We start from the raw sequence: 25,687 nt of genomic DNA, 5'->3' as shown, positions 1-25,687 counted from the left end.
GCTGCTCCATCAAAGTAAAATGACCAACATCGTCAAATTTGAAGATGTTGGTCATTTTTTTTCTCCTCTTTTATTTTTTCAAAAAGCTTGTCTTTTAATCCTAAAGGCAGTTTAAAATACAAATTCTAAGAATCGCCCCTAATTTTAGCTAACTTATTCTAAGTTATTGATTTAGCTATCATTTTTTTTACTGAAACCGGCAGTAATTTTATTGTGAAGCAAACTTTATTTTATAGCTTTGCCACTGGGTTGATTTTGTTATTTAAACCATCAATAAAACAACATTAATTTGGTTCTTTTTACAGATTTTTTCTTAAAAAAGCCATAAAGCACAATTTTCTTTCTTTGGTGGAAAGCGATTGAAACATTTTGCCCCACACATACTGAATCTTAATTTTTTCAAGAAGAAATCCCTTTATCAAATTATGCGTACCTCCCTTTTTAAGGCCATTACTTTTTCTATTCTATTTTTTTCCGCTCTTCAAATTACCGCTCAAACAAAAATTTATGTAAATGCTGCCGCCACGGGTTCAAATACCGGTGCGGATTGGAACAATGCCTATACGGATTTGCTCAATGCAATTACTAAAGCGGCTACCGGAAATGAAATCTGGGTGGCAAAAGGGACTTATAGCCCTGGAGCCGCCGCCGCTTCAACATTTACGCTAAAAGCAGGCGTTAAAATGTATGGAGGTTTTGCAGGAACGGAGAGCTCATTGACACAGCGTATCGCAAATTCGGCAGGCTTATTCACTGCTAACGAAAGTATTCTGACTGGTAGCAATGTCAACAACCATGTAGTCAGTAACCTCCTGAATGTTCCTAAAGAAACGGTTTTAGATGGATTTACCATTACTGGGGGAAGAACCGTAAACAGTAACGCTTCAAATGTAGTGAATAGAGGTGCTGGTATCTATAATACTGCCGGATCTGCTGTTTTTCAAAACCTATGGATTAAAGATAATATTGCCAGCAATTACGGTGCAGGATTTTTTAATAGTGGAACGCCCACTTACCTCAACCTTGTTCTGGAGAACAATAGTTTTTATAATGCTGCCTTCAGCTACACCTTTGGTGCAGGGATGTATAATGCCGGGGCAGCAGTTTTCAAAAATGTTTCTTTTATCAATAATACTGGCGCAAGTTCAGGCGGAGGACTATACAATACGATCGTTTCTACCCTGGAAGATAATGTATTTAAAAACAATACGTCGACGATCAATGGAGGAGGATTAGCCAGTACGGTCTCTCTAACTTTAGACCGGGGGAGCTTTATACAAAATACTGCCGGTCAGCAGGGAGGAGCCATTTACGCATCAGGAGGAATGACGATTCGAAATTCTATATTCAGCAGGAACCGGGTAACAGGAGTGGCTTCAACTCATATTGGAGGGGCCATATATGGCATCAGCACTGCGCTGAATATCTTTAACTGCAGCTTCAGTAACAATTCCATTTCTTATGCAGTTGCAGACAATAACACTTACGGAGGGGCTTTAAATGTGACGATAGCCTCTAATGTTTACAACAGTATTTTCTGGGGAAACAAAAGAGGAAACAATATAGAAGATCAGATTGGCGGGGTCAGAATCACGATGGAGCGTAGTCTTGTCCAAAACAATTATTTATACGGGCTAAATAATATCATCGCTAACCCGGATTTTGTAAATGCAGAGGGAGATGACCTCCAATTAAAAAATGGATCCATAGCAATTGATGCGGGCGACAATTCCAAACAGAATGGCACGACAGATGCGGTTGGAAATACAAGATTAGTTGGGGCAAACATAGACTTAGGGGCATTAGAAAATACTTCGGGAATGTCGGCCACATTAGATATTCTTCCAGCAACAATCAGTACCCAGCAACGTGGATTGTCTTATAACCAGTTGCTCAGTATCAATGGCGGCAATGCCAGCAATTGGGAAATTACCTATGGTGCATTGCCCCCAGGAATTTCTTTAAATCCTCAAACCGGACAGCTTTCAGGAATTCCACTTATCGCCGGAAATTATCTGGCTGTGATCAAAGCCAGCAAAGGAAACCTGATCGGAAGCAAACAATATAACTTTACAATTAGTGCTGGAGCTGCCAGATTGCATGTTAACGCATCAGCCACAGGCCTAAACAATGGGGTAGACTGGACAAACGGTTATACAAGATTACAAACCGCCCTGGCACTCGCTAAAGATGGAGACGAAATCTGGGTAGCCAAAGGAAAATATAGCCCGTTTTTACATGCAGACTCTACTTTTTCCATGGTTTCAGGTGTAAAAATGTACGGAGGTTTTGCAGGCACAGAGACACTTTTAAGTCAGCGCGAGGCAGATGGATCCGGCAGATTTACCCGCAATGAGACTATTTTAAGTGGAAATGGCGTCAACAAGCATGTGGTATATAATACCATAGCGCTATCATTAAACACCTTAATGGATGGTTTTACCGTGTCGGAAGGTAATGCAAATTCCACTTCAACAAGTGGACATGGCGCGGGAATCTACAACGGTGCTTCGGTAGGGAATGCCATCTTCAACAACCTGATTATTAAAAATAACAACGCCAATATCTATGGTGGAGGGATGTTCAATGCAGCGGTTGGCTTAAAACTGACCAATGTTCTTTTTGAAAATAACCAGGTAATCAATGGAACCAGGTATGGTGGCGGATTATACAATACAGGGGCTAATGCGAGTCTGAATCAAGTTGTTTTCAAGAATAACGCCGCAATACAAGGAGGCGGTATTTATAATAATGTCACAAAAGTAACCCTGGATAACGTCAGTTTTGAAGGAAATACAGCCACAACAGCAGGTGGAGGGTTACATAATATTTCTGAGGTGACGCTAACAGATGTGGTTTTCAAAAACAACAGTGCCAAGACTAATGGAGGCGGTCTTTACAGTTCTAGTATTGCCACACTGGATCGTGTGTCTTTTCTGGAAAATATAGCGGAGCAAAAAGGTGGGGGACTTTATGTGTTGGGTACGAGTATCCTGCGCAATGTGATCCTTAGTAAAAATAGTGTAACTGGTGCTACGGCCACTTATAATGGTGGAGGGATGTTTGTAGAAAGTGGCACCACTGCAATTCAGAATAGCACATTCAGTCAGAATACGCTGGCCAGCACTGCTGCAGAAGGCACATTTGTTGGCGCGGGATTATGGGCCGCCCCAGCCGCAGTAAGTATTCACAATAGTATTTTCTGGGGTAATAAAAGAGGCAATGACGTTCCGGATCAGATTGGAGGAGCCGTACTTAAAGACATGGCCAATAACCTGGTTCAGAACAACTATAGCTCAGGAACAAATAACCTGATTGCTAATCCGGATTTTGAAAACCCGGAACAGCATGACCTCCGACTAAAAAATGGCTCTATTGCACTGGATGCCGGTAATAACTTAAAGGTGGGTACCGCCACCGATTTTGCTGGAAATACCAGGATTATTAATGGTACGGTCGACTTAGGGGCATTAGAAAACCCATTGGGGATGACTGGCTCTTTAACTATCCTACCAGATGTAATATCTGCTCAGACTCGTGGAGCTAATTTTCAACAGGAGCTAAGCCTTATTGGTGGTTCTGGTCCTGTGACCTGGTCCCTGTTGGTAGGTGATTTGCCTTCAGGAATTAGCTTTGATGTTAAAACAGGGAAGCTAAGCGGTATCCCAACGATTGCCGGAACCTATGTTTTCGTGGTTCGGGCATTACAGGGAAATAAGATCGGAACCCGCCAGTATACGATCGTTGTGAATGCCGGTTTAACGAGGTTACACGTGAATGCCGCGGCGGTTGGCGACGATAACGGAATCGACTGGCGAAATGGTTTTACCAATTTACAATCTGCATTGGCCATTGCTAAAGATGGCGATGAGATCTGGATGGCTAAAGGAAAATATAGTCCGGGGCCAGGCCCTAAAGCAACCTTCTCTTTGGTTTCCGGCGTAAAACTATATGGCGGTTTTACGGGTATAGAAACAGATTTGACACAGCGGGTACCAGATGCTTCAGGTAGGTTTACGACCAACGAAACGGTTCTTCATGGAAACGACATCAACAGACATGTTATTTTCAATAATACACTCCTTTCGCCGAATACTTTAATGGACGGGTTAACCATTACCGCCGGTTTTGCAGACAGTACCAGGCTGGACGGTTATGGTGCGGGGATTTATAATGGTGCGGCTGTAGTGAATGGAACGTACAACAATCTGATCATCAAAAACAACAGAGCGCATATCTACGGAGGAGGAATGTACAATGCTTCCCCTGGTTTGAAGATGACTAACGTCCTCTTTGAAAATAATGAAGTGACCAATAATAGCAGATACGGTGGAGGGCTATTCAATACAGGAGCAAATGCGATCTTAAATCAGGTAACGTTTAAAAATAATAAGGCCATTATTGGTGGAGGTGTATATAACAACGTCGCGAATGTGAAGCTGAACGATGCTAGGTTTGAAGGAAATACGGCCAGCACGACTGGTGGGGGACTACATTCTACTGCAGAAATCATCATCGACAGAGCCAGCTTCCTGGAAAATACAGCAGATCAAAAAGGAGCAGGGATTTTTGCCTCCGGTCTAATTACGATACGAAATGCGGTATTTAGCCAAAATCGAATTACAGGAATAGTTGCCGCTTCTAATGGGGCAGGAATGTATGTAGAAAGTACCACGACCGCAACCATTCAGAACAGTACTTTCAGTAATAATACGGTTGCCGTAACGAGCTTACCGGGAACCTTTCTTGGGGCCGGTTTATGGGCCACGCCAACTACAGTAAATATTTACAACAGTATTTTCTGGGGCAACAAAAGAGGAGGAAATGTAGAAGATCAGATCGGTGGAGCAGCGCTTAAAAACATGGCCAATAACATCGTTCAGAACAACTACAGCTCCGGGACAAATAACCTGATTGGGAACCCTGATTTTGAAAACCCGGAACAGCATGACCTGCGATTAAAAAATGGTTCCATTGCCATTGATGCCGGGAATAATCAGGAGGTTGTTGGCACAACAGATCTAGCTGGAAATACCAGGATTATTAATGGTACGGTCGACTTAGGGGCATTAGAAAATCCATTGGGAACTCCAGGTTCTTTAACCATCCTTCCGGCAACATTAATGCCGATGACCAGAGGAGCAATTCTGGAGCAGCAGTTTAGTTTAAGCAATAGCCAAGAGCTAACAACATGGTCTTTATTCACAGGAGCACTGCCTTTAGGATTGACATTAAATACGCAAACAGGTGTGATCAGCGGAATTCCGATGATCGCCGGAAACTACATTTTTGTATTGCGTGCGGTTCAGGGAGCTAAAGTTGGAACCAGACAATACAACATCATTGTTAATCCAGGAGCCACCAGGTTACATGTGAATCTGGCCGCTACAGGTATCAACAATGGAGTAGATTGGAAAAACGGGTTCTTGAGATTGCAAAGCGCATTGACACTGGCAAAAGATGGGGATGAGATTTGGGTGGCTAAAGGAAAATACCTGCCGGTTGCAGAGCTGGATTCTTCGTTTTATATGGTTTCCGGAGTAAAGATGTATGGTGGGTTTGCGGGCACAGAAACGAGTACGGCAGACCGTATTGCGGATGCCAATGGTAAGTTTACCCTCCACGAGACCGAATTGAGCGGAAACGATTTCAACCGCCGTGTAGTCAACAACACGACGTTTTTAGGGATAGAAACTTTATTGGATGGTTTTACCATTTCCGGAGGATATACCAATGCTTCCGGAGCGGGAATTAACCACCTTGCGGCAGCAGCGAACGGAACTTTCAGGAATCTGATCATCAAAAAGAATAAAGGAGCTCAATATGGAGCAGGCTTTTATAACCTTGCAGCAGGAACAAAAATAGACAATGTCCTTTTTGAAGATAACATCCTGCTCACAGGCAATCGTTATGGTGCCGGTCTCTATAATACAGGGGCGAATCTGGTGCTGAATAATGTGATTTTCAGAGGAAACCAGGCAAATTATGGCGGGGCGATTTTTACTTCCGCAGCCAATGTTTCTATCCATAAAGCGGTATTTGAAAACAACCTGGGGAATACTTATGCTGGGGCCATATTTAATAGTTCCGGAGGAACTGGTTTCAGCATCAGCAATGCTGAATTTATCAGCAACAGATCAGATGCAAGTTCAGGCGCAATTTATAATACGGGTTCGGTAACAATTACGGATGCTGTTTTCAGAGAAAATGCTGCGGTAACTTATGCGGGAGCGATAAATAACGCAGGTATTATAGATCTGGACCGCGTATCCTTCCTTGGCAATACTGCCGTACAAAGCGGTGCAGGTTTTTATGGAACGGTAACGAACACCATGAACAATGTGGTGTTTAGCCGTAATAAAGGAACAGGAACAGCGGCTACGGGTGCTGGCGTATACATTGGCAGTGGAACATTAAATATGACCAATGCTACTTTCAGCAATAACAGCGTGGCTTCTGTCGCAGCAAATGCTGGAGCAGGATTGTTCAGAGCTTCGGGAACAGTAAAAGTGTACAACAGTATCTTCTGGGGAAATACCAGAGCAGCTGGAGTTCCTGACCAATTGAATACAGGAATCACCATCGCGAACAGTACGGTTCAAGATGATTATGCAGCAGGAACGGCTATTTTAGTGGGAGACCCATTATTCTCCAATGCCGCAACCGACGACCTGAACCTGAAAAACGGCTCCTTGGCCATTGATAAAGGAAATAATTCCTATACCACGACTACAAAGGATATTGAAGGAAATCCACGTTTTTATAATACTACTGTTGATCAGGGTGCTTATGAAAACCAGGGTGGTGCTTCGTTAAAAATTACACCAGCAACCTTGCCGGTACTGGTACGCGGTGAAGAGCAGAACATCCAGCTACAAGTTACTGGCGGGAGCGGGACTTATACCTGGAGCTTATTATCCGGAGAACTTCCTACCGGGCTTTTCATCTCTCCGGCAGGTAAAATCTATGGGCGCGCAATGGTTTCGGTGATTGGCGGATATACTTTTGCTGTTGCCGCTTCGGATGGCAATTTGATTGGATCTAAACAATATACAATCGAAGTACAGCAGGCACCAGCACGCTTATATGTACGTGAAGCTGCAACAGGAACGAAGACAGGAAATAACTGGGCACATGCAATTACAGATTTACAGCTTGCGCTGGCACAAGCCGGAGCAGGTGATGAAATCTGGGTGGCCAAAGGGAATTACTCCCCGGGACCAGACTTGACTTCCACATTCACGCTGAAAGAAGGGGTTAAAATGTATGGTGGTTTCGCAGGAACTGAGGATGCCCTAACACAACGTGTGGCAGATGCAAATACCCTATTTGGAACAAATGAATCCATCCTGAATGGAAATGGGAAAAGTTACCATGTAGTCAATAATGCAGTGGCCTTAACCGCAGCGACGGTCATAGATGGATTTAGCATCAGCGGAGGAAGAACAGCCATCAATAGCTCCGGTCCGGCTTATTATGGAGGCGGAATCTACAACAATGCAGGAACGGCAGTATTCAGAAACCTTTGGATTAAAAATAACAATGCCTACCATTACGGTGGTGGGATTTTTAACAATGGCCCATCTACATTTGAAAATATCAGGATGGAAAAAAACATCGTGTCTGGTGGTAACGCTCAGGGCGGTGGACTATACAACCAGAATGCCCTGGCCAGTTTTAGAAAGCTGAATTTCATCGAGAATGAGGCGATTATTGGAGGAGGGATGTACAATTACACTCCGGAGGTAAAACTGGAGGATGTTCAGTTCTTACGCAACAAGGCGACTACCGGTGGTGGAGGTGGTTTATACCATAGAACAGGCTTGCTGACCATTAGAAAAGGTGATTTCCAAAATAATATTTCCTTAACAAATGGGGGTGGTATCTTGAATAATGGCGTAATTGATGCAGAAGATGTAAGCTTTAAAGGCAATACCGCCAGCACTTTAGGAGCTGGAGTGCACACTACCGTAAATTTCAGCCTCAACCGCGGATCCTTTATTGCCAATATCGGGGTACAGCATGGTGCCGGACTGTATAACAGTGGAATTGTCAGATTGGACAATGTCATCTTTAGCAGAAATGCAATTACCGGGGCAAATACCAATGGATATGGTGCCGGAATGTACCATGCCTCAGGAACATCTACGCTTTCCAACATTACTTTCAGCAACAATACCACCGCTTATGTTCATGCCACAACAGCAACCGGAGCCGCTTTTTTCAAGGCTGCATCGGGAACAGCTGCAATCTACAACAGTATTTTATGGGGCAATAAACGTGGGGGGAATGTCGCAGATCAGCTAGCTGGTCCCGCTTTAACCATTGCCAACTCCATCGTAGAAGGTGGTTACGCTGCGGGAACCAATATCTCCATAGGAAACCCATTATTTACAGATGCAGCGAATGATAACCTCCGGGTGAAAGCCGGATCGGCAGCCATAGATGCTGGTGATAATGCGGCTACAGGAACTTCAAGGGATCTGGACATCAATGAAAGGGTGGTCAACGGGCAAGTAGATATGGGTGCTTATGAAAACCAGGGTGGAGCAAGTCTGAGTATTTTGCCGGCAACACTGAGCCCAATAAACAGAGGTACTATTTTAAACCAGCAATTTACTGCAACTGGAGCTGAAGGAAAATTAACATGGACCGTGTCCTCAGGAGCATTGCCTCAGGGACTTTCCCTGAGTACGGGAGGATGGTTAACTGGCCGGCCAATGCTTGCTGGCAGTTATACCTTCGTGCTTTCGGTAACCGATGGTCAGTTTATCGGCAGCAAGCAATATACGTACATCGTTAATGCCGCCAGTACACACCTGTTTACGGATGAAAAGGCAACTGGAAAAAAAGATGGCAGCGATTGGGTAAACGCCTATTCTGATTTACAATTGGCCATTGCCCAAGCCATTGCTGGTGATCAGATCTGGGTGGCTAAAGGGACATATAGCCCTGGATTACTCGCTACCTCTACTTTCAATTTAAAGGAAGGTGTTAAAATTTACGGAGGCTTCGCCGGAACAGAAGCAAGCCTGGAAAGCAGAAAAATATCGGATGTCCACACTACTCATAAAAGTATCCTTGATGGTAGTCAGGGGGTAGCCAGCTACCATGTGGTTTCCAATACTATCGCGGTAAGCAATGCGACATTATTAGATGGATTTACCATTAGCGGGGGAAAAACATTAATGACCAACAGCAGTTCGCTGGGCGCAAATTATTATGGTGCGGGAATTTTTAACAGCCTGGGAAATCCCGTATTCAACAACCTCATCATTACCGGTAATAATGCCGTTTACGGTGGAGGTATGATGGTTTCTGGGGGTACAATTACATTGAGCAATACAAAGTTTGTCGCAAATACCACCACCGGTACTTATGGCAGGGCGGCAGGATTATACATTGGGACTGCAACGGCAAATCTGGACAGTGTCTCTTTTGAAAGCAATGTGGTGACTGCAGGAACGGGTACCTATGCTGGTGCCCTGATCAACTATGGTGTTTTAAATATGAGCAATACGGTGTTTAAAAACAACAGGGTGGAGGGAACGACTTATGCACAGGGTGGTGCCTATTACCATGCCGCAGGAGCGACTTCGAAAATCTCTAAAACCTCATTTATAGAAAATACAGCCTTTACTGGGGGAGCCCTGTATTCAGCCACAGGACTGCTGGAATTGACTGATGTGAGCTTTATCAGAAACACAGCCACTGGTGCGGGCGGTGCATTGTACAGCAGTAGCGCGAATGGCGTATTAGATCGCGTTTCATTTATTGCCAACGAATCTGTGCAGCATGGTGGTGCATTTTATCTGGCAGGAGCGACTAAATTGGACAACGTGATCTTTAGCCGAAATAAGGTGACGTCTACCGGTGCCTTTTATGGAGCTGCGATCTATGCCAGCGCAAATGCAAGCTTAATCAACGTGACTTTTAGCGGTAACAGCATTGCCAGAGCTTCGGCAGGTGGTGGCGCTTTATACCGCAACAGCGGAGCCGTTACCATTTATAACAGTATTTTTTGGGGAAATACTTACGGAGCAAACCTTCCAGATCAGATTACTGGGGTAGTGACTATCGATCAGAGTATTGTTCAGGGCAGTTATTCTGGCGGTACAAACATCGTGATCGGCGATCCTTTATTTGTCAACGCAGCAGCGGATAACCTTCGCCTGAAAGGAGGATCTCCAGCGATAGATATGGGGAACAATGCAAAGATCTCTACCGTAAAAGATCTGGATGGAAACCCACGTTTAATCAACGAAACGGTAGATATGGGTGCCTATGAAAATCAAGGTACAGCAAGTCTGATCATTACGCCATTGAGCTTATCCGCTTATAGTCGCGGGGAGGTATTGGAAGTGCCTTTAACGGTAACGGGTTCTACAAATGCCTTGACCTGGAAAGTGACTTCAGGAACCTTACCATCCGGAATTGTGCTTAAACCAAATGGCGCGCTTTCTGGTAGACCAATGGTTGCCGGAACCTATATTTTTGTGATCGGTGTAACCGACGGAGAATTGGTGGGCAGCAAGCAATATACGTTACTGGTAAATCCTGCAGCTGCAGTTTTATATGCCAATGCAGCCGCTGCATCCGGTAATAATGATGGCAGCAGCTGGGAACATGGATTCACAGATTTAAAGAATGCCTGGAACAAATCCATTACCGGAGATCAGATCTGGGTGGCGAAAGGAAATTACAGCCCAGGGCCATTGGCCACCGACTGGTTTACCATGAAAGAAGGGGTAAAAGTTTACGGCGGTTTTGCCGGAACAGAAAAGACCCTTCAAGAGCGCCAAGCGAATACCATCCATACCGATAACCAAAGTATTTTAGATGGAAGCAAAGGAGTGGCCAGCAGACACGTCTTATTTAACAACCTCGCTTTAACTACCGCCACCGTATTGGATGGATTTACGGTTAGCGGCGGACAAGCTTTATCGGGAGGAGATACCGACAACCATCGCGGTGGTGGTATCTACAATTATGCCTCTGTAAAAGCAGTATTCAATAACCTTCAAATTATAAATAACAAAGCGGATAGAGGAGCAGGGATCTACAATCAGGGACCTGCAGTATTTACAGGAATCCTTTTCCAGGACAACGAAGCCAGTGCTTATGGTGGGGGTATGTACAATTTAAACGCTTCCATCACTTTAGTCAATGCGACATTTAAAGGCAATATTGCCAGGCTTTACGCAGGTGGATTTGCACATAATGGCGGACTGATCAATGTATTCAACAGCTCATTTATTAATAACAGTGCTGGTCAGCAGGCAGGTGGAATGTACCATCTGTCTGGAACGGCTAGCCTGGAAAATGTGGTGTTCAGCAGAAATGCGGTGACTACAGCTGGGGCATATTATGGCGGAGGTTTGTTTGTTGCAGCAGCAGCAACACTAAACAATGTGACCTTCAGTGCCAACCGGATTGCCTTTACTCATGCGACCACCATTGGAGGTGCTGGATTGTATCGCAGTGCGGGTGTCATCAATGTCAATAACAGTGTTTTCTGGGGCAATAAACGAGGTAATGATCTCCCAGATCAGCTCAATGCCGGCATAGTGGTGTACCACTCGCTGGTACAGGGCGGATATGCCAGCGGAACAAATGTGCTGATTGGCGATCCTTTATTTCAGCAGGCAGAGGCCGATAACTTACAACTAAAAGGCGGATCTCCAGGAATAGACGCAGGAGACAATGCCAAAAATACCAGTACTACTGACCTGTCAGGAAATGCAAGGGTGGTGAATGATCAGATCGATCTTGGTGCCTACGAGAATCAAGGTGGATCAGGGCTGAAAATCTTGCCAGCAAGCTTTAACCCGTTCCCAAGGGGAATAAATCCAAAGATTCAAATGACCGCAACCGGTGGTTCAGGAAACTATACCTGGATTGTTCAATCGGGTAGCTTACCAGTCGGACTGACGTTAACCCCTGAAGGCTTAATCACAGGAGTGCCCACCTTAATTGGCAGTTATACTTTTGTGGCTGCGGCAACGGATGGTCAGCTGATCGGCAGCAAGCAATATACAGTCAGCGTGACCGGTGGTATAGCCCGGTTATTTGTGCATGAAGCGGCAACCGGAGGAAACAATGGAAGCAACTGGGCCAATGCCTTTACAGATCTGCAGCCGGCCCTGGCACAAACTTCAGCAGGGGATGAAATATGGGTGGCGAAGGGAAGTTATAGTGCCGGTCCGACCGCCAGTTCTTACTTCATCCTAAAAGAAGGCGTAAAGATTTATGGTGGTTTTGCAGGAACAGAAAATCTGCTTGCAGAGCGCGACAGTACCGCCATTCGCAACGCCAATGAAACCATTCTTGAAGGTAATAAAGGTGTAGCCAGTTACCACGTGGTGTACAATACGGCAGCCTTAACGGAGGCGACCGTGTTAGACGGTTTCAGCATCCAGGGAGGAAAAGCAGCCACTACTTACTCCTCTTCTTCCAATGCCAATTATTATGGTGGTGGGATTTACAATACGGCAGGATCAGCAGTCTTCCGCAACCTTTGGATTAAAAATAACATCGCTACCTATGGAGCAGGTTTGTTCCATCAGGGAACCGCAAGTTATACGAACATCACTTTCAGCAATAACGAAGCAAAAGGGTCTTATGCAAGAGGGGCTGGTGTTTATAATGGTGCTGGATTTAAGCTGCAGAACGGTGTTTTTGAATACAATAAGATCACGGAATCAACCAGCTATACCGGATATGGAGCGGGTATTTTTAACGTTGGAGCTTTAGAACTAAATGAAGTTAAATTCCTAAACAATACCATTAACAGTGGGCAGGGAGGAGCAATTTACTCTGGATCTGGAGCAGCAGTGAAAATTAAAGAAGTTGAATTTATTGGAAATAAAGCGACTACTGGCGGGGCTTTATTCTTTGCCAATGGTACTGCTGACCTGAGCCAGGCCAGGTTTAAAGACAATGCTTCTACGGGCACAGGCGGAGCTATTTATTCCGCAGGAACGATGTTGTTAAACCGTATCTGCTTTACAGGAAATACTTCGCTTCAGCATGGAGCCGCCATCTGGAGCAGCGGAACTTTAAAAATAGACAACACCATTTTCAGCAGGAATAAAATCAATGCTACCGCCGCATATTATGGAGGAGCTATATATGTGGGTTCAGGAACGACAAACATCAGCAATGTGAGTTTCAGCGGCAACAGTATTGGCTATGTCAATGCCAGTGCCACCCTAAGCTATGGAGGCGCATTATTCCGCAGCTCTGGAACGGTGAATGTTCACAATAGTATCTTTTGGAACAACAAACGAGGCAATAATGTAGCCGATCAATTGAATGCAGGTGTCATTATCGGCAATGCGATTGTCCAGAATGGATATGCCACCGGAACCGACATTAAAATCGGAGATCCGATGTTTGAAGACCCATTAACAGACAACCTAAGACTCAAAGGAGGTTCATTAGCCATGAATGTGGGAGACAACAACTGGCAAACTTTCGACAAAGATCTGGCAGGAAACCCACGGCTGGTTAATGAAGTCGTAGATCTGGGTGCTTACGAGCATGATGGTGCCGGACAATTATTGATCAGTCCGGGAGTCATTCCAGACCTCAGCAGAGGAGCATTCCTGGACCTTCAGCTGACCTACACCGGAACCACATCTCCAGTTACCTGGAGCTTCCAGGGTGGCAAATTGCCCACAGGGCTGGTATTCTTACCCGATGGTAAATTAAGAGGAACACCAACTTTAGTAGGCAGCTATACCTTCGTGATCGGCGCCGGGGACGGAACCATCGCAGGCAACAAACAATACACCGTAAACGTAAAAGAAGGACCAGTTCGCTTATTCGTACATCAAACAGCAACAGGAGATAACAACGGAAGCAATTGGCAACATGCTTTCACAGATTTACAAGCGGCAATGGCACAAGTTAAAGCAGGCGATGAAATCTGGGTGGCTAAAGGAAGTTACAGTACGGGAATCACAGCAAGCTCCTTTTTCACTCTAAAAGAGGGAGTAAAGATTTATGGCGGTTTTGCAGGTACAGAAACGCTGATCACCGAAAGGGTATCAAATGACATCGCAACGCTGAATGAAACGATCCTGGATGGAAGTAAGGGAGTGGCCAGCTACCATGTTGTTTACAATACCACGGCCTTAACTTCGGCCACGATACTGGATGGTTTCAGTATTCAGGGAGGAGCTGCAGCAACGACTTATTCCTCTTCCTCTAATGCCAATTATTATGGTGGTGGAATTTACAATACCGCTGGAACGGCGATCTTCAGAAACCTATGGATTAAAAATAATATCGCTACTTATGGTGCAGGTTTATACCATAATGGTGATGCGGAATATACCAATATCAGGTTTACGAATAACATCGCTAAAGGCTCGTATGCACGCGGTGCTGCGGTTTATAATACCAAAGGTTTCGCCATAACAAAAGGGATTTTTGAAGGAAATAGCATCATAGAATCCGCTAGTTATACCGGTTATGGAGCCGCAATCTTTAATACGGGTTTACTGGAATTAGAAGAAGTTAAATTCCTAAATAATAGGCTTGCCAACGGACAAGGAGGTGCGATTTATAGTAATTCTGGCGCTGGAATAAAGATCAGCAAAGCCGAATTTACAGGCAATAAAGCAAGCACAGGTGGAGCGCTATTTATTGCCAATGGCTTCCCGGAAATTACAGACGCCATCTTCAAAGGGAACAGTACTACCGGAACTGGAGGGGCAATGTATGCTGCGGGAACCCCGGTGTTAAATCGTGTTTCTTTTATTGAAAACACTTCCGGACAACATGGAGCAGCCATCTGGAGCACTGGAAGTATCAGAATCGACAACAGTATATTCAGCCGAAATAAGGTGAGCTCAACAGCGGCTTATTACGGCGGGGCAATGTTTGTCAACTCCGGGGAAGCGTTGATCAATAACGTCACGTTTAGCAACAACAGCATCAATTACATCAATGCCAGTGCAACCTTAAGCTACGGAGGGGCATTGTTCCGCAACTCAGGAACGGTAACACTTCATAATAGCATTCTATGGGGCAATAAACGCGGTAATAAGGTAATGGATCAACTCAATGCAGGCATCATCGCCGGCAGTACTTTAATCCAGAATAACTATTCAACCGGGGAAGACATCAAGTTTGGAGATCCCATGTTTGAAGATGCAGCCGCAGATAACCTGAGGCTAAAAGGTGGATCTCTGGCAATTGATGCCGGAAAAAATAGCTGGCAGGCATTTGATAAAGACCTTGATGGAAAACCGCGTTTGATCAATGACCTGATAGACCTGGGTGCTTATGAAAATGAAGGCGGACAAAGTCTGATGTTGAATCCAGTAACTATTGCTCCTCTGAAAAGGGGCGCTTACGCAGCCATCCAGTTAACCACAACGGGAACGACTTTACCGGTTACCTGGTCGCTGCAAGGGGGTAAATTACCTACCGGATTGATCTTCCTGCCAAATGGAAAACTACAGGGCACACCAACAGTAGTGGGCAGTTATACTTTCGTAATCGGTGCCACCGATGGTACAATGAGCGGAAACAGACAGTATACAGTCAACATTTTAAATGGCTCAGGAAAACTGTTTGTACATCAGACCGCAAAAGGAGAAAACAACGGCAGCGACTGGGCGAATGCCTTTACCGATTTGCAGCCTGCATTGGCACAAACCTCCGCAGGAGACACAGTTTGGGTGGCCAAAGGAACTTATAGTCCGGGACTGCTGAACACTTCTTCCTTCACTTTAAAAGAAGGAGTGAAGATTTATGGTGGTTTCGCAGGAACAGAAATTTTATTGGCAGATAGAGACAGTACAGCTGTTCGTGGGTTGAACGAAACCATCCTTGATGGCAGTCAGGGGAAGTCGAGTTTCCATGTGGTTTATAACGTCGCCGCCTTAAGCAACGCAACGGTACTGGATGGTTTTTCAATCCAGGGTGGAAATGCCGGAACCAGTTACAACAGCTATTATTACAATGGCAATTATTATGGCGCTGGGATTTACAATTCAGCCGGAGCTGCAGTCTTCAATCACCTTTGGATAAAGAATAATATCGCCAGTTATGGAGGTGGACTTTACCATAGCGGAAATGCAACTTACAGCAATATCATTTTCAGCAATAACCGGACAACCGGGCAATATGCCAGAGGTTCGGCGGTGTATAATGCCGGTGGATTTAAGCTCAAAGGAGGTGTTTTTGAAAACAATAAGATCATTGAATCTGCCAGTTATCCGGGTTACGGATCTGCCCTGTTCAATGCAGGGCTGGGCGAGTTGATCGATGTCCGATTCGACAATAACACGATCACCAACGGACAGGGAGGCGCGATCTACAGCAATTCCGGAGCAGTTTTAACCATCACCAATGCCAGTTTTACCGCTAATAAATCCACTACCGGAGGCGCTGTTTTTATCGCCAATGGCACACCGGTATTTACCAATGTGTCCTTTAAAAATAATAGTGCCGCAGGAAGTGGTGGTGCAATTTATGCCAGCGGAACATTAACCTTAAACAGAACTTTATTTACCAATAATACCGCGGTCTTACATGGTGGAGCGATCTGGTCTAACAGTACATTTAAACTTGACAATAGCACGTTTAGCAGGAATAGTGTGACCTCAACCGCAGGAAATTATGGCGGTGCCATTTTTATCTATTCCGGAACAGCAACGCTCACTAACAACACTTTTAGCAACAACAGCATCAATTATTTCAAGGCAGGAACCGTAAATTATGGTGGGGCCATTTTTAGAAATGCAGGAACGGTAACCTTGAATAATAGTGTGCTTTGGGGAAATACGAGAGGCTCCGCAACGCCAGATCAGCTCAACTTGAATATTAAAGTCAGCAATTCCCTGATTCAGGGAGGTTATGCAGCAGGTGCTAACATCATTGATGCCGAACCGATGTTTGTAAACGCGGCAGCAGATGATTTAAGCCTTACCGGATGTTCGCCGGCAGTAAATACAGGAGAGAATACACTGGTACTTGCAGGTGGAAAAGACCTTCTGGGATCGGAAAGGATCAAGTCTGAATGGGTAGATATGGGGGCTTTAGAATACCAGCAAGAAGTAATTGAGGTAAGGCCAGCGACAATGCCACAAGGAAATCGCGGAGAAAGTATCAGTGTCCAGTTACAAGGAATAACCGGATCTGGTCATACAGGAAGTACCGGAAACTATACCTATCAGGTGATTTCCGGAAAACTTCCCGATGGACTTTCAATGACACCTGCGGGCTTGATCAGCGGTAATCCAATCGTGATCGGTAAATATACTTTTGTAGTCAAAGCTACCGATGGCAACTTATGTGGACACCGGATGTACAACATGGAAATTGTAGCAGGAAGCGGAGTCGTTCGCATCCTGGTGAACCAGGCCGCAATTGGGGGACAAGACAATGGGAGTACCTGGAGCAATGCTTACCTCGACTTACAAAATGCACTGAAAGTATCGATTGCCGGAGATGAAATATGGGTAGCGAAAGGAACTTATAGCCCAGGGCCGCTCATCACTTCTACCTTTCAGTTGAAAGAAGGCGTCAAAATATACGGTGGTTTTGCTGCCAGGGAAAGCCTGCTTTCAGAAAGAGATAGCCTAAATACAAGAACACTTAACCAAACGATTTTAGATGGGAAAAACATCAACAGACATGTGGTCTTCAACAACAAAGCACTAACGAAGGCAACGGTGCTGGATGGTTTCACGATTACTGGTGGCCGTACCGTAGTTGGCGGAAGCACCGGCGAACCTTATATCGGTGCAGGTATTTATAATGTTCAGGGAGCCATAATCTTTAAGGACCTCTGGATTAAAAATAACAACTCCAGCAGTTATGGTGCGGGAATGTACAATACTGGTGCAGCAGTATTCAATAAGATCACTTTTGAAAACAATACGATCAGCTCTAGTTCCTACGCTTATGGCGGTGGATTGTACAACTCAGGAGCCGCTGTCATGAACCATATCGAGTTCATCCGCAATACTGCAAATAACGGTGGAGGATTGTACCATGCTACGGCTGCATTGGTGTTGAATGATGTGTTATTTAAAGAGAATAAAGCAGTATTAACAGGTGGTGGGTTTTATGCTTACAATGGTAAAATCACCCTGGATCGCGCTAAATTTATGGGCAATACTTCGGTACAGCATGGAGGCGGTTTATACCAGTATTCAGCTGTTTTAACTTTAAACAATGCAGCATTCAGCAGGAATAAAGTGACGGGTAACGCTGCTTATTTCGGCGGTGGTTTGTATCAGTACACCGCTACTTCCAATCTGAATAACGTAACTTTCAGCAATAACAGCATCGCTTATGTGAATGCTGCAGTAACCAAATATGGAGGAGGAATTTATCGCAATGCGGGAACGTTAAACCTGCAGAACAGTATTCTCTGGGGCAATACACGCGGCAACAATATAGCTGATGAGCTGAACCTGAATGTTAAAGTGAGCAATGCCTTGATTAGGGGCGGTTACCTGGCCGGAAAAACAGTGATTGATGCAAATCCGATGTTTAATCTTGCCGATCCCGACGACCTTTCTTTATCGGATTGTTCGCCTGCAATCAATATGGGAGACAATGTATTTGCTGCTGGATTAACAAAAGACATCAATGGTAAAACCAGGATCATGGCAGATGCGGTAGATCTGGGGGCTGATGAAAACCAGCAAAGTAGAATTATGGTCGGCCCGGCGGCATTGCCGGAAGGGATCCGCGGACAACGGTATACACAGCAGATCATCGCTAGCGGTGGCAGCGGTACTTACACTTACGCCATCAGTTACGGTAAATTGCCAGATGGATTGTTGATGAACAAATCCGGTCAGATTACTGGCCGCCCGATCAATAGCGGAACATATACGTTCAATGTCACCGCAAACGATGGGATGCTTTGTGGAAACCGACTATACACTGTAGACGTCAGACCAGGAATCGGTGGGGTACGCATATATGTGAACCAGGCCGCCACAGGAATGGACAATGGTGCCGACTGGACCAATGGTTTCCTTGACCTCCAAAAAGGACTCAGCTCTGCCCTTGCCGGCGATACGGTATGGGTGGCGAAAGGGAAATATATTCCTGGATTGAAAGTCACCGATTACTATGTCCTCAAAGAAAATGTGAAACTATTCGGTGGTTTTGCAGGCACAGAAAATGAGTTTTCAGAGCGAGATCCGGAAACAATTTCGACAACAAATGAGACGATTTTAAGCGGAGAAAAAAGAAGTTACCATGTCCTTTATAACCGTGTTGCTTTAACAAATGCAACGATTGTAGATGGATTCAGTATTGTTGGTGGAAAGACCGCAACAGGATCTAATTCCAGCAATGAAGCGTATTATGGAGCGGGTATTTACAATGCCTTAGGAAAGATCATCTTTAGGAACCTATGGATTAAAGACAACGTCGCTTATAATTATGGCGGTGGTGTTTTCAATAGCGGTGCATCGGAATTCAGCAACATCACCCTGGAGAATAATACGGTAGGTCCGGGTGGCTATGCTTATGGCGGAGGGATGTACAACTCGGCAGTAATCAGCTTTAAAGACGTTAAATTTATCGGGAATAAAGGAAGTTATGGTGCGGGATTGTATAATATCAGTTCGGCAGTTACAATGGATAAAGTGTCCTTTAAAGACAATGCCGCTGCGATTTACGGAGGTGCTTTATATAATGCCAGCAATGGAAAACCCACCATCAATAATGCGAAATTTATCGGAAATACTGCGGTACAGCACGGTGGAGCAATCTATCAGACTTCGGGAACACTGAACATCAATAACGCAGTATTCAGCAGAAACAGGGTGACCAGTACCGGTGGATATTATGGGGGTGCATTGTACCATTATAATGGAATCACCAACCTGGTGAACACCTCGATTGCTAACAACAGCATCGCTTATGCGAATACTTCTGCCGCCAATCAATATGGTGGAGGGGTGTATCGATATACCGGAACACTGAACATTTACAACACCATTTTATGGGGTAATAAACGTGGCAACAAAGTAGCCGATCAGCTCAATACAGGTATTGTTGTGGCCAACAGTACCATCGAAAATGGTTATAAAACAGGAACACTGATCTTAAGTAAAGACCCTCAGTTTAACAATCCTGAAGGGGATGAATTGTCACTTTCGCCATGTTCACCTTCCATTAATATGGGAGATAACAGCAAAATCAACGGGATCACTCAGGATCTTGCCGGTGCACCAAGGATTCAGCACAATACTGTAGATATCGGGGCTTATGAATTCCAGGGATTATACCTGGAAAATGCAGAACAGCAGCTTCCTGAAGCGGATCAATGGAGCCAATACAGCCACCAGATCGCTTTGGCTACTGCAGGAAATTATACGTTTACCTTAGCACAAGGGCTTTTGCCGGATGGAATGACGCTCAGCCCTGCAGGTTTGATCTCCGGAGAAGCAACCGAAGCTGGGGAGTATGAGTTTATCCTGTCCGTTGCCGGAGATAATGTATGTGGTTCTCTGAAAATCAAAATGAAGGTGAACACCAGGGAGCCTTATATTATTGAGGTGCTGAAACCTTATCCGATCCCTGTTAAAATTGATACCGGCACACCTTTCGACCAGTTAAACCTGGTACCGCAAGTTGAGGTAGTGATGAGTGATCAGAGCAAGGTGAAGTTCCCTGTAACCTGGCTGGCTGGTGATTATAATGGAAATGCGGAAGGGCTGTATACCTTGATCGGGAACATTATGGTCCCTAAACCGGAGATGAACAGGAACAACCTGACCGCCACTGCGAAAGTAGCCGTAATAGATCCGGTTTTCCCTTACATCATTGCCCTGGAAGAATTACCGCCGGTATATGTTTTATCAGGGACACCATTCTCAGAAGTCCTGCCATTATTGCCAAAACAAGTGAGGGTAACTTATGATGACCGCGTCACGACTGATATGTTAACGCTCATCTGGAGACCGGGTGCTTACGATTTAAAATCGGGTGTGTACCGCCTTTATGCAGATTTGGTATTGAAAGAAGAACATGCCAATCCAGCAGAATTTGAGGCCAGTGTAGATGTGTATGCACAGCAAAACATCATTGAAATAGAACCATTAGCAGACATCACAGTACCCCTGAATACACCGGCAGCAAACTTGCCATTACAGTCTTCGATCCGGGTAACTTACCATGATCAGACTACAGGTTTCCTTAGCGTGATCTGGGATAAATCTACTTATACCTCAAATAAAGGTGGAGAATATGATTTAAAAGGTGATTTGCAGCTGAAACCATTGACGTCCAACAGTAAGCGCCTGTTCGCAAATCAGCAAGTCATCATCCGTAAAAACATCGTTTCTGTGCTTCCGGTGGCAGGAGTAAGTACGCAGTATGCAACCGCATTTGATGATGTGGTGGAATTGCCGCAAACGATTAAAGCAAGGTTTGATGATGGAACTACGGACACCGTAGGCGTAGAATGGAAACCTGGAAAATATAATCCTCTGGTTTCCGCCGACTATAACCTATCAGGGAAATTACTGCACAATGAGAGCATTGACAACACCGGAAATCTGGAAGCAAAAATTGTTTTAACGGTACTTCCGAAGCCTAAAAACATTGTGTCTATTGCCCGTCCGGATTCTGTTCATGTAGCTTTCGGAACAAAGCTAAATGCTATTGAAGCTTTAAAACTGGCTATTCCGGTAACTTATGATGACAACAGTACCGGGAGCTTGAATATGACCTGGGATACGGAAGGTTATGACCCGCTGAAACCCGGGAACTATACCTTTGATGGAGACCCTATACTGATTCCTGGTGTGGCGAACAAAGATGTGCGCAGCACTTCAATTACAATTATCCTGGGCAAAAAGGAAGTGATTTCGGTAATTAATCCTCCTTTAATCAATGTAAAATATGGCACAGAAACCGACGAAATCGGCTTGCCGGATGAAGTAACAGTGACTTATAATGATCAGTCGACCGGAACAGAAGGCGTGCTTTGGGGCTCTGCAACTTATAACCGTTTCCAGGAAGGAACATATACTTTTAAAGGCGAGATCGTGATCCACGACCAAATCGAAAATCCGAATTTACGCTACGCAGAAGTGTTGGTTAAAGTAGGGCCAAAACCATTAAAAGTACTCACCGCAGCAGCGGATTCAGTGAATATTCCTTATGGAACTACATTTACTGCCGCTAAATTATTGTTTCCTAAAAAAGCATTGGTCACTTATGATAATGGAACTTCCGGCAGCTTAAATGTAACCTGGATGGAGGGTGATTACCTGGCGGATGAGCCTGGTGCTTTTCAGCTGGTAGGGGAACTGGAAACACCTGAAGGGTTCATCAATCCGGATAGTGTAAAGGCCAGTTTAAAAGTCAATATCGGCAAACGCATCATCAAATCTTACCTTGCTCCAGATCCTTTAACCGTGTTTTTTGGAACGGATGCCAATACCTTGATTTTACCGGATGCGCTGATCGCCGAATTTGTAGATGGAGGCAGACAGGATCTTGGCGTCACCTGGAATTTAACAGGGTATAATGGAAACCTGGCGGCAAAATACAATGTTACTGGCGAGTTTATCCTGCCGGATGATATAGAAAATTCTAAAGGGATTATTCCTAAAATAGAGATCACAGTGTTGCCAAGGGCAAAAGAAATTGTCTCGCTGATAGCAGATACGATCGAAGTGGCTTATGGTACAAAACTCGAAACATTGGTATTCCCAGGAACCCGCAATGCGAAATTAGACGATGGCACAAATCAGGATATTCCAGTAATGAGCCTTTCATTTGAAAGTCTGGATTATGACGAAACCACTGCTGGAACCTACCTGTTTGAAGGAGAATTGGTATTGCCGCAAGGGGTACAGAATCCAGGCAATCTGCCTGCTCAGGTATGGGTTAAAGTAGGCAGGAAAGCGATCCTGAAGATTGCCACAGTTGCTCCTTTAACGGTTCCTTATGGTACTGCTTTTGACGCCTTAACTTTACCGGAATCGGTAAAAGTAACTTACAATGACCAGTCGGAAGACTTATTATCGGTGGATTGGGCCAAAGGAAATTACGACGAAAAAATAGCGAGCACTTATATATTACCAGGAACAATGGTGGTTCCTACGGAAATTGACAACCCTAATGTTTTACAGCCAACGATCAGTGTAACTGTCGCGGAGAAGATCAGAACCTTGGTTTCTATAGCGACGGATACCATTCAGGTGGCTAACGGAACAGCTTTAATTGCCTTGGGTTTACCAGCGAAAGTAACCGGATTATTTGATGATGGTGCTACGGAAATGCTGAGCATCAGCAGCTGGGAAAATTCGGATTATAACCCATTTGAAACGGGCTATTATAGGTTCATGACCAAGGTCATGATGCCGGTAAATACTGAAAATCCGAATGACGTAATGGCCTTAATGGAAGTAAAAGTAGCGCCTCGTTTTGTGGTTGCTGTGGCAGCTGTACCAGATATGATCGTTCCTTACGGAACATTATTTGCCAACCTGGCCTTGCCGCCTACGGTCAATGTGACCTATAATAATCAGCAGGTAGAACCGCTGTCGGTGTTATGGGATGCAGGAAATTTTGATGGGAATACGGCTGCTGATTACTTGTTAAACGGAACATTATTGCCAGATAGCCCGGAAGAAAATAAGGACAATAAAACGGCATCCATAAAGATTACCGTACAGGTTCCATTGCTGATGATCAATTCGGTGACGGTAACGACACCAGTTCATTTTCCTTTAGGAACGAGCAAGGCAACCGTGATGACGCAACTCGGTACTTCCTTGCCGGTAACTTATACAACTGGTGCGACGGGGCTGGCAGGAGTGACCTGGGAATCGGCAGATTTCATCGAAGATGAAGTCGGGAGCTTTAACTTTACAGGGATTCTAGATCCTGCAGATGGGGCATCAAATCCTACCGATATCATGGCTAAAATACAAGTGATCATCGATCAGAAAAATATCATTTCGGTAGAAGAATCGAAGGCATTAGTGGATGTGTATGGCAAGTTATTCAGTGCATTGGAGTTGCCATTAAGCGTCAAAGTAACTTATGATGATCAGAGTACCGAAGATTTACCAGTGCTATGGGAGGAAAGCGCCTACCAAAGTAACCTCCTGCAGCAGCAGACAATTAGCGGGGAGGTACAGCTCACAAATGACGTTAGAAACACTTTAGACCTGAAAGCGAAAATCAAAATTACCCTTCAAAAGGACATTGATTCGGTCGCGGTAATCACACCAATTACGGTGGCTTACGGCACACCATTCGCTGGATTAGGATTACCTGGCCGTGTTGAAGTGACCTATAATGATGGTTCAAAAGAAAACCTGATCGTGACCTGGGATCCGGCAAACTATGCTGCTGCTCCAATTGGCGAATTGCTGATGGTTGGCGATTTAGCCCTGTCTCCAAATACCTTCAATACAACTTTACAGACGGCACAAGTGATGATCCGCATTCAGAAAGCGACGCAGATCCTCAATTTTGCCGCAATTACAAACAAACAATATGGCGATGACCCTTTCCAGCTACAAGCAACAGTGACTTCCGGATTGCCGATTACTTTTGAATTGTTAGAAGGTCAGCTGGATATCAACGGGGATCTGGCGACAATTGAAGGCGCCGGTACAGTCTTAATCAAAGCGGTTCAGTCAGGAAATGCGTTTTATGAAAAAGTAGAGGCAGAGCAAAGCTTCCTCATCAGCAAAGCTTTACTGACGGTTTATGGAGATACCTTGAAACGTTTCTTCGGACATGAGAATCCATCATTTACTTATCAAATGAAAGGCTTCAAATATGGCGAAACGGAATTGAGCTTGAGAGCCGCAGCAAAATTAGAGGGAGAACCCCTAACGAGTACAACAGCTGCAACTGCAAGTCTGCCGGGAGTTTATCCGGTACTCTTCCTGGCAGGGGATTTAAAAGCAGCCAATTATGACTTTGCTTTTGTGAATGGTGCTCTGGAGATCTCCAGATTGTACCATACAATCACCTGGATAAGTAATGGCGGCAGTGCTGTCGCTTCACAGGTAGTAGAAGATCAATCTATGATCACAGCTGCTGCCAGCACTAAAACGGGCAGTACTTTTTATGCCTGGTATAGTGATCAAAATATGGAAACTGTTTTTAATTTTGGCCTCCCAATTACAGCAAGCGTAACGCTTTATGCCGATTGGAAGCTGAATCCATTGCCGGCTTCCGGAGGGATCAGTATGAAGATAGTGGCAGATTATATGCTCGCCATCGGAGAGATCAATGAGACAGAAAGAAAAGTACCGTTCTCCCTGTCATGGTTGAATAGCAAGAGTCACCTGGCAGATCAGGAGGCTCCGTTTAAACTGACGGAATGGTATGGTTATGCACCGGTTAAAAAGCCATTGCTGAAAACCGTACCGGTCATTGCTAAAAGTACCACTGCCGTGCTCAGCGGGCTGACTTTAATCACCGATGGCGAATCGGCAATTACTGAATCAGGAATTTGCTGGAGTACGGTGCCAAACCCAACGTTGGCAGATGCGAAAGTCATCGCAGGAGCGGATGCTTCGGTGATCAGTCTGGAAGGTTTAAGTACGGGAATTCCGTATTACCTGAAGGCTTATGCGATAAATAAATTGGGGGTAGCCTATGGAAATGAGTTGGCCTTCCTGATCAAAGAAGATGGACAAATAGAAATTGTAAAGAAATAAAGGAT

General features: G+C 44.8%; 1 protein-coding gene. It reads left to right on the top strand.

Annotation, left to right across the window (positions count from 1 at the left end; genetic code table 11):
* Nucleotides 1-425: 425 nt before the first annotated feature.
* Nucleotides 426-25,682: a choice-of-anchor Q domain-containing protein gene (locus K7X70_RS00425; RefSeq protein WP_222535235.1), complete on the top strand. Its 25,257-nt coding sequence runs from the start codon at nucleotides 426-428 to the stop codon at nucleotides 25,680-25,682.
* The last annotated feature ends 5 nt before the right edge of the window (nucleotides 25,683-25,687 follow it).

Origin of the sequence: Pedobacter polysacchareus (assembly GCF_019802255.1) — a bacterium.
Taxonomy (GTDB): Bacteria; Bacteroidota; Bacteroidia; order Sphingobacteriales; family Sphingobacteriaceae; genus Pedobacter; species Pedobacter polysacchareus.
This window is presented reverse-complemented; position numbering and strand designations above follow the sequence as displayed.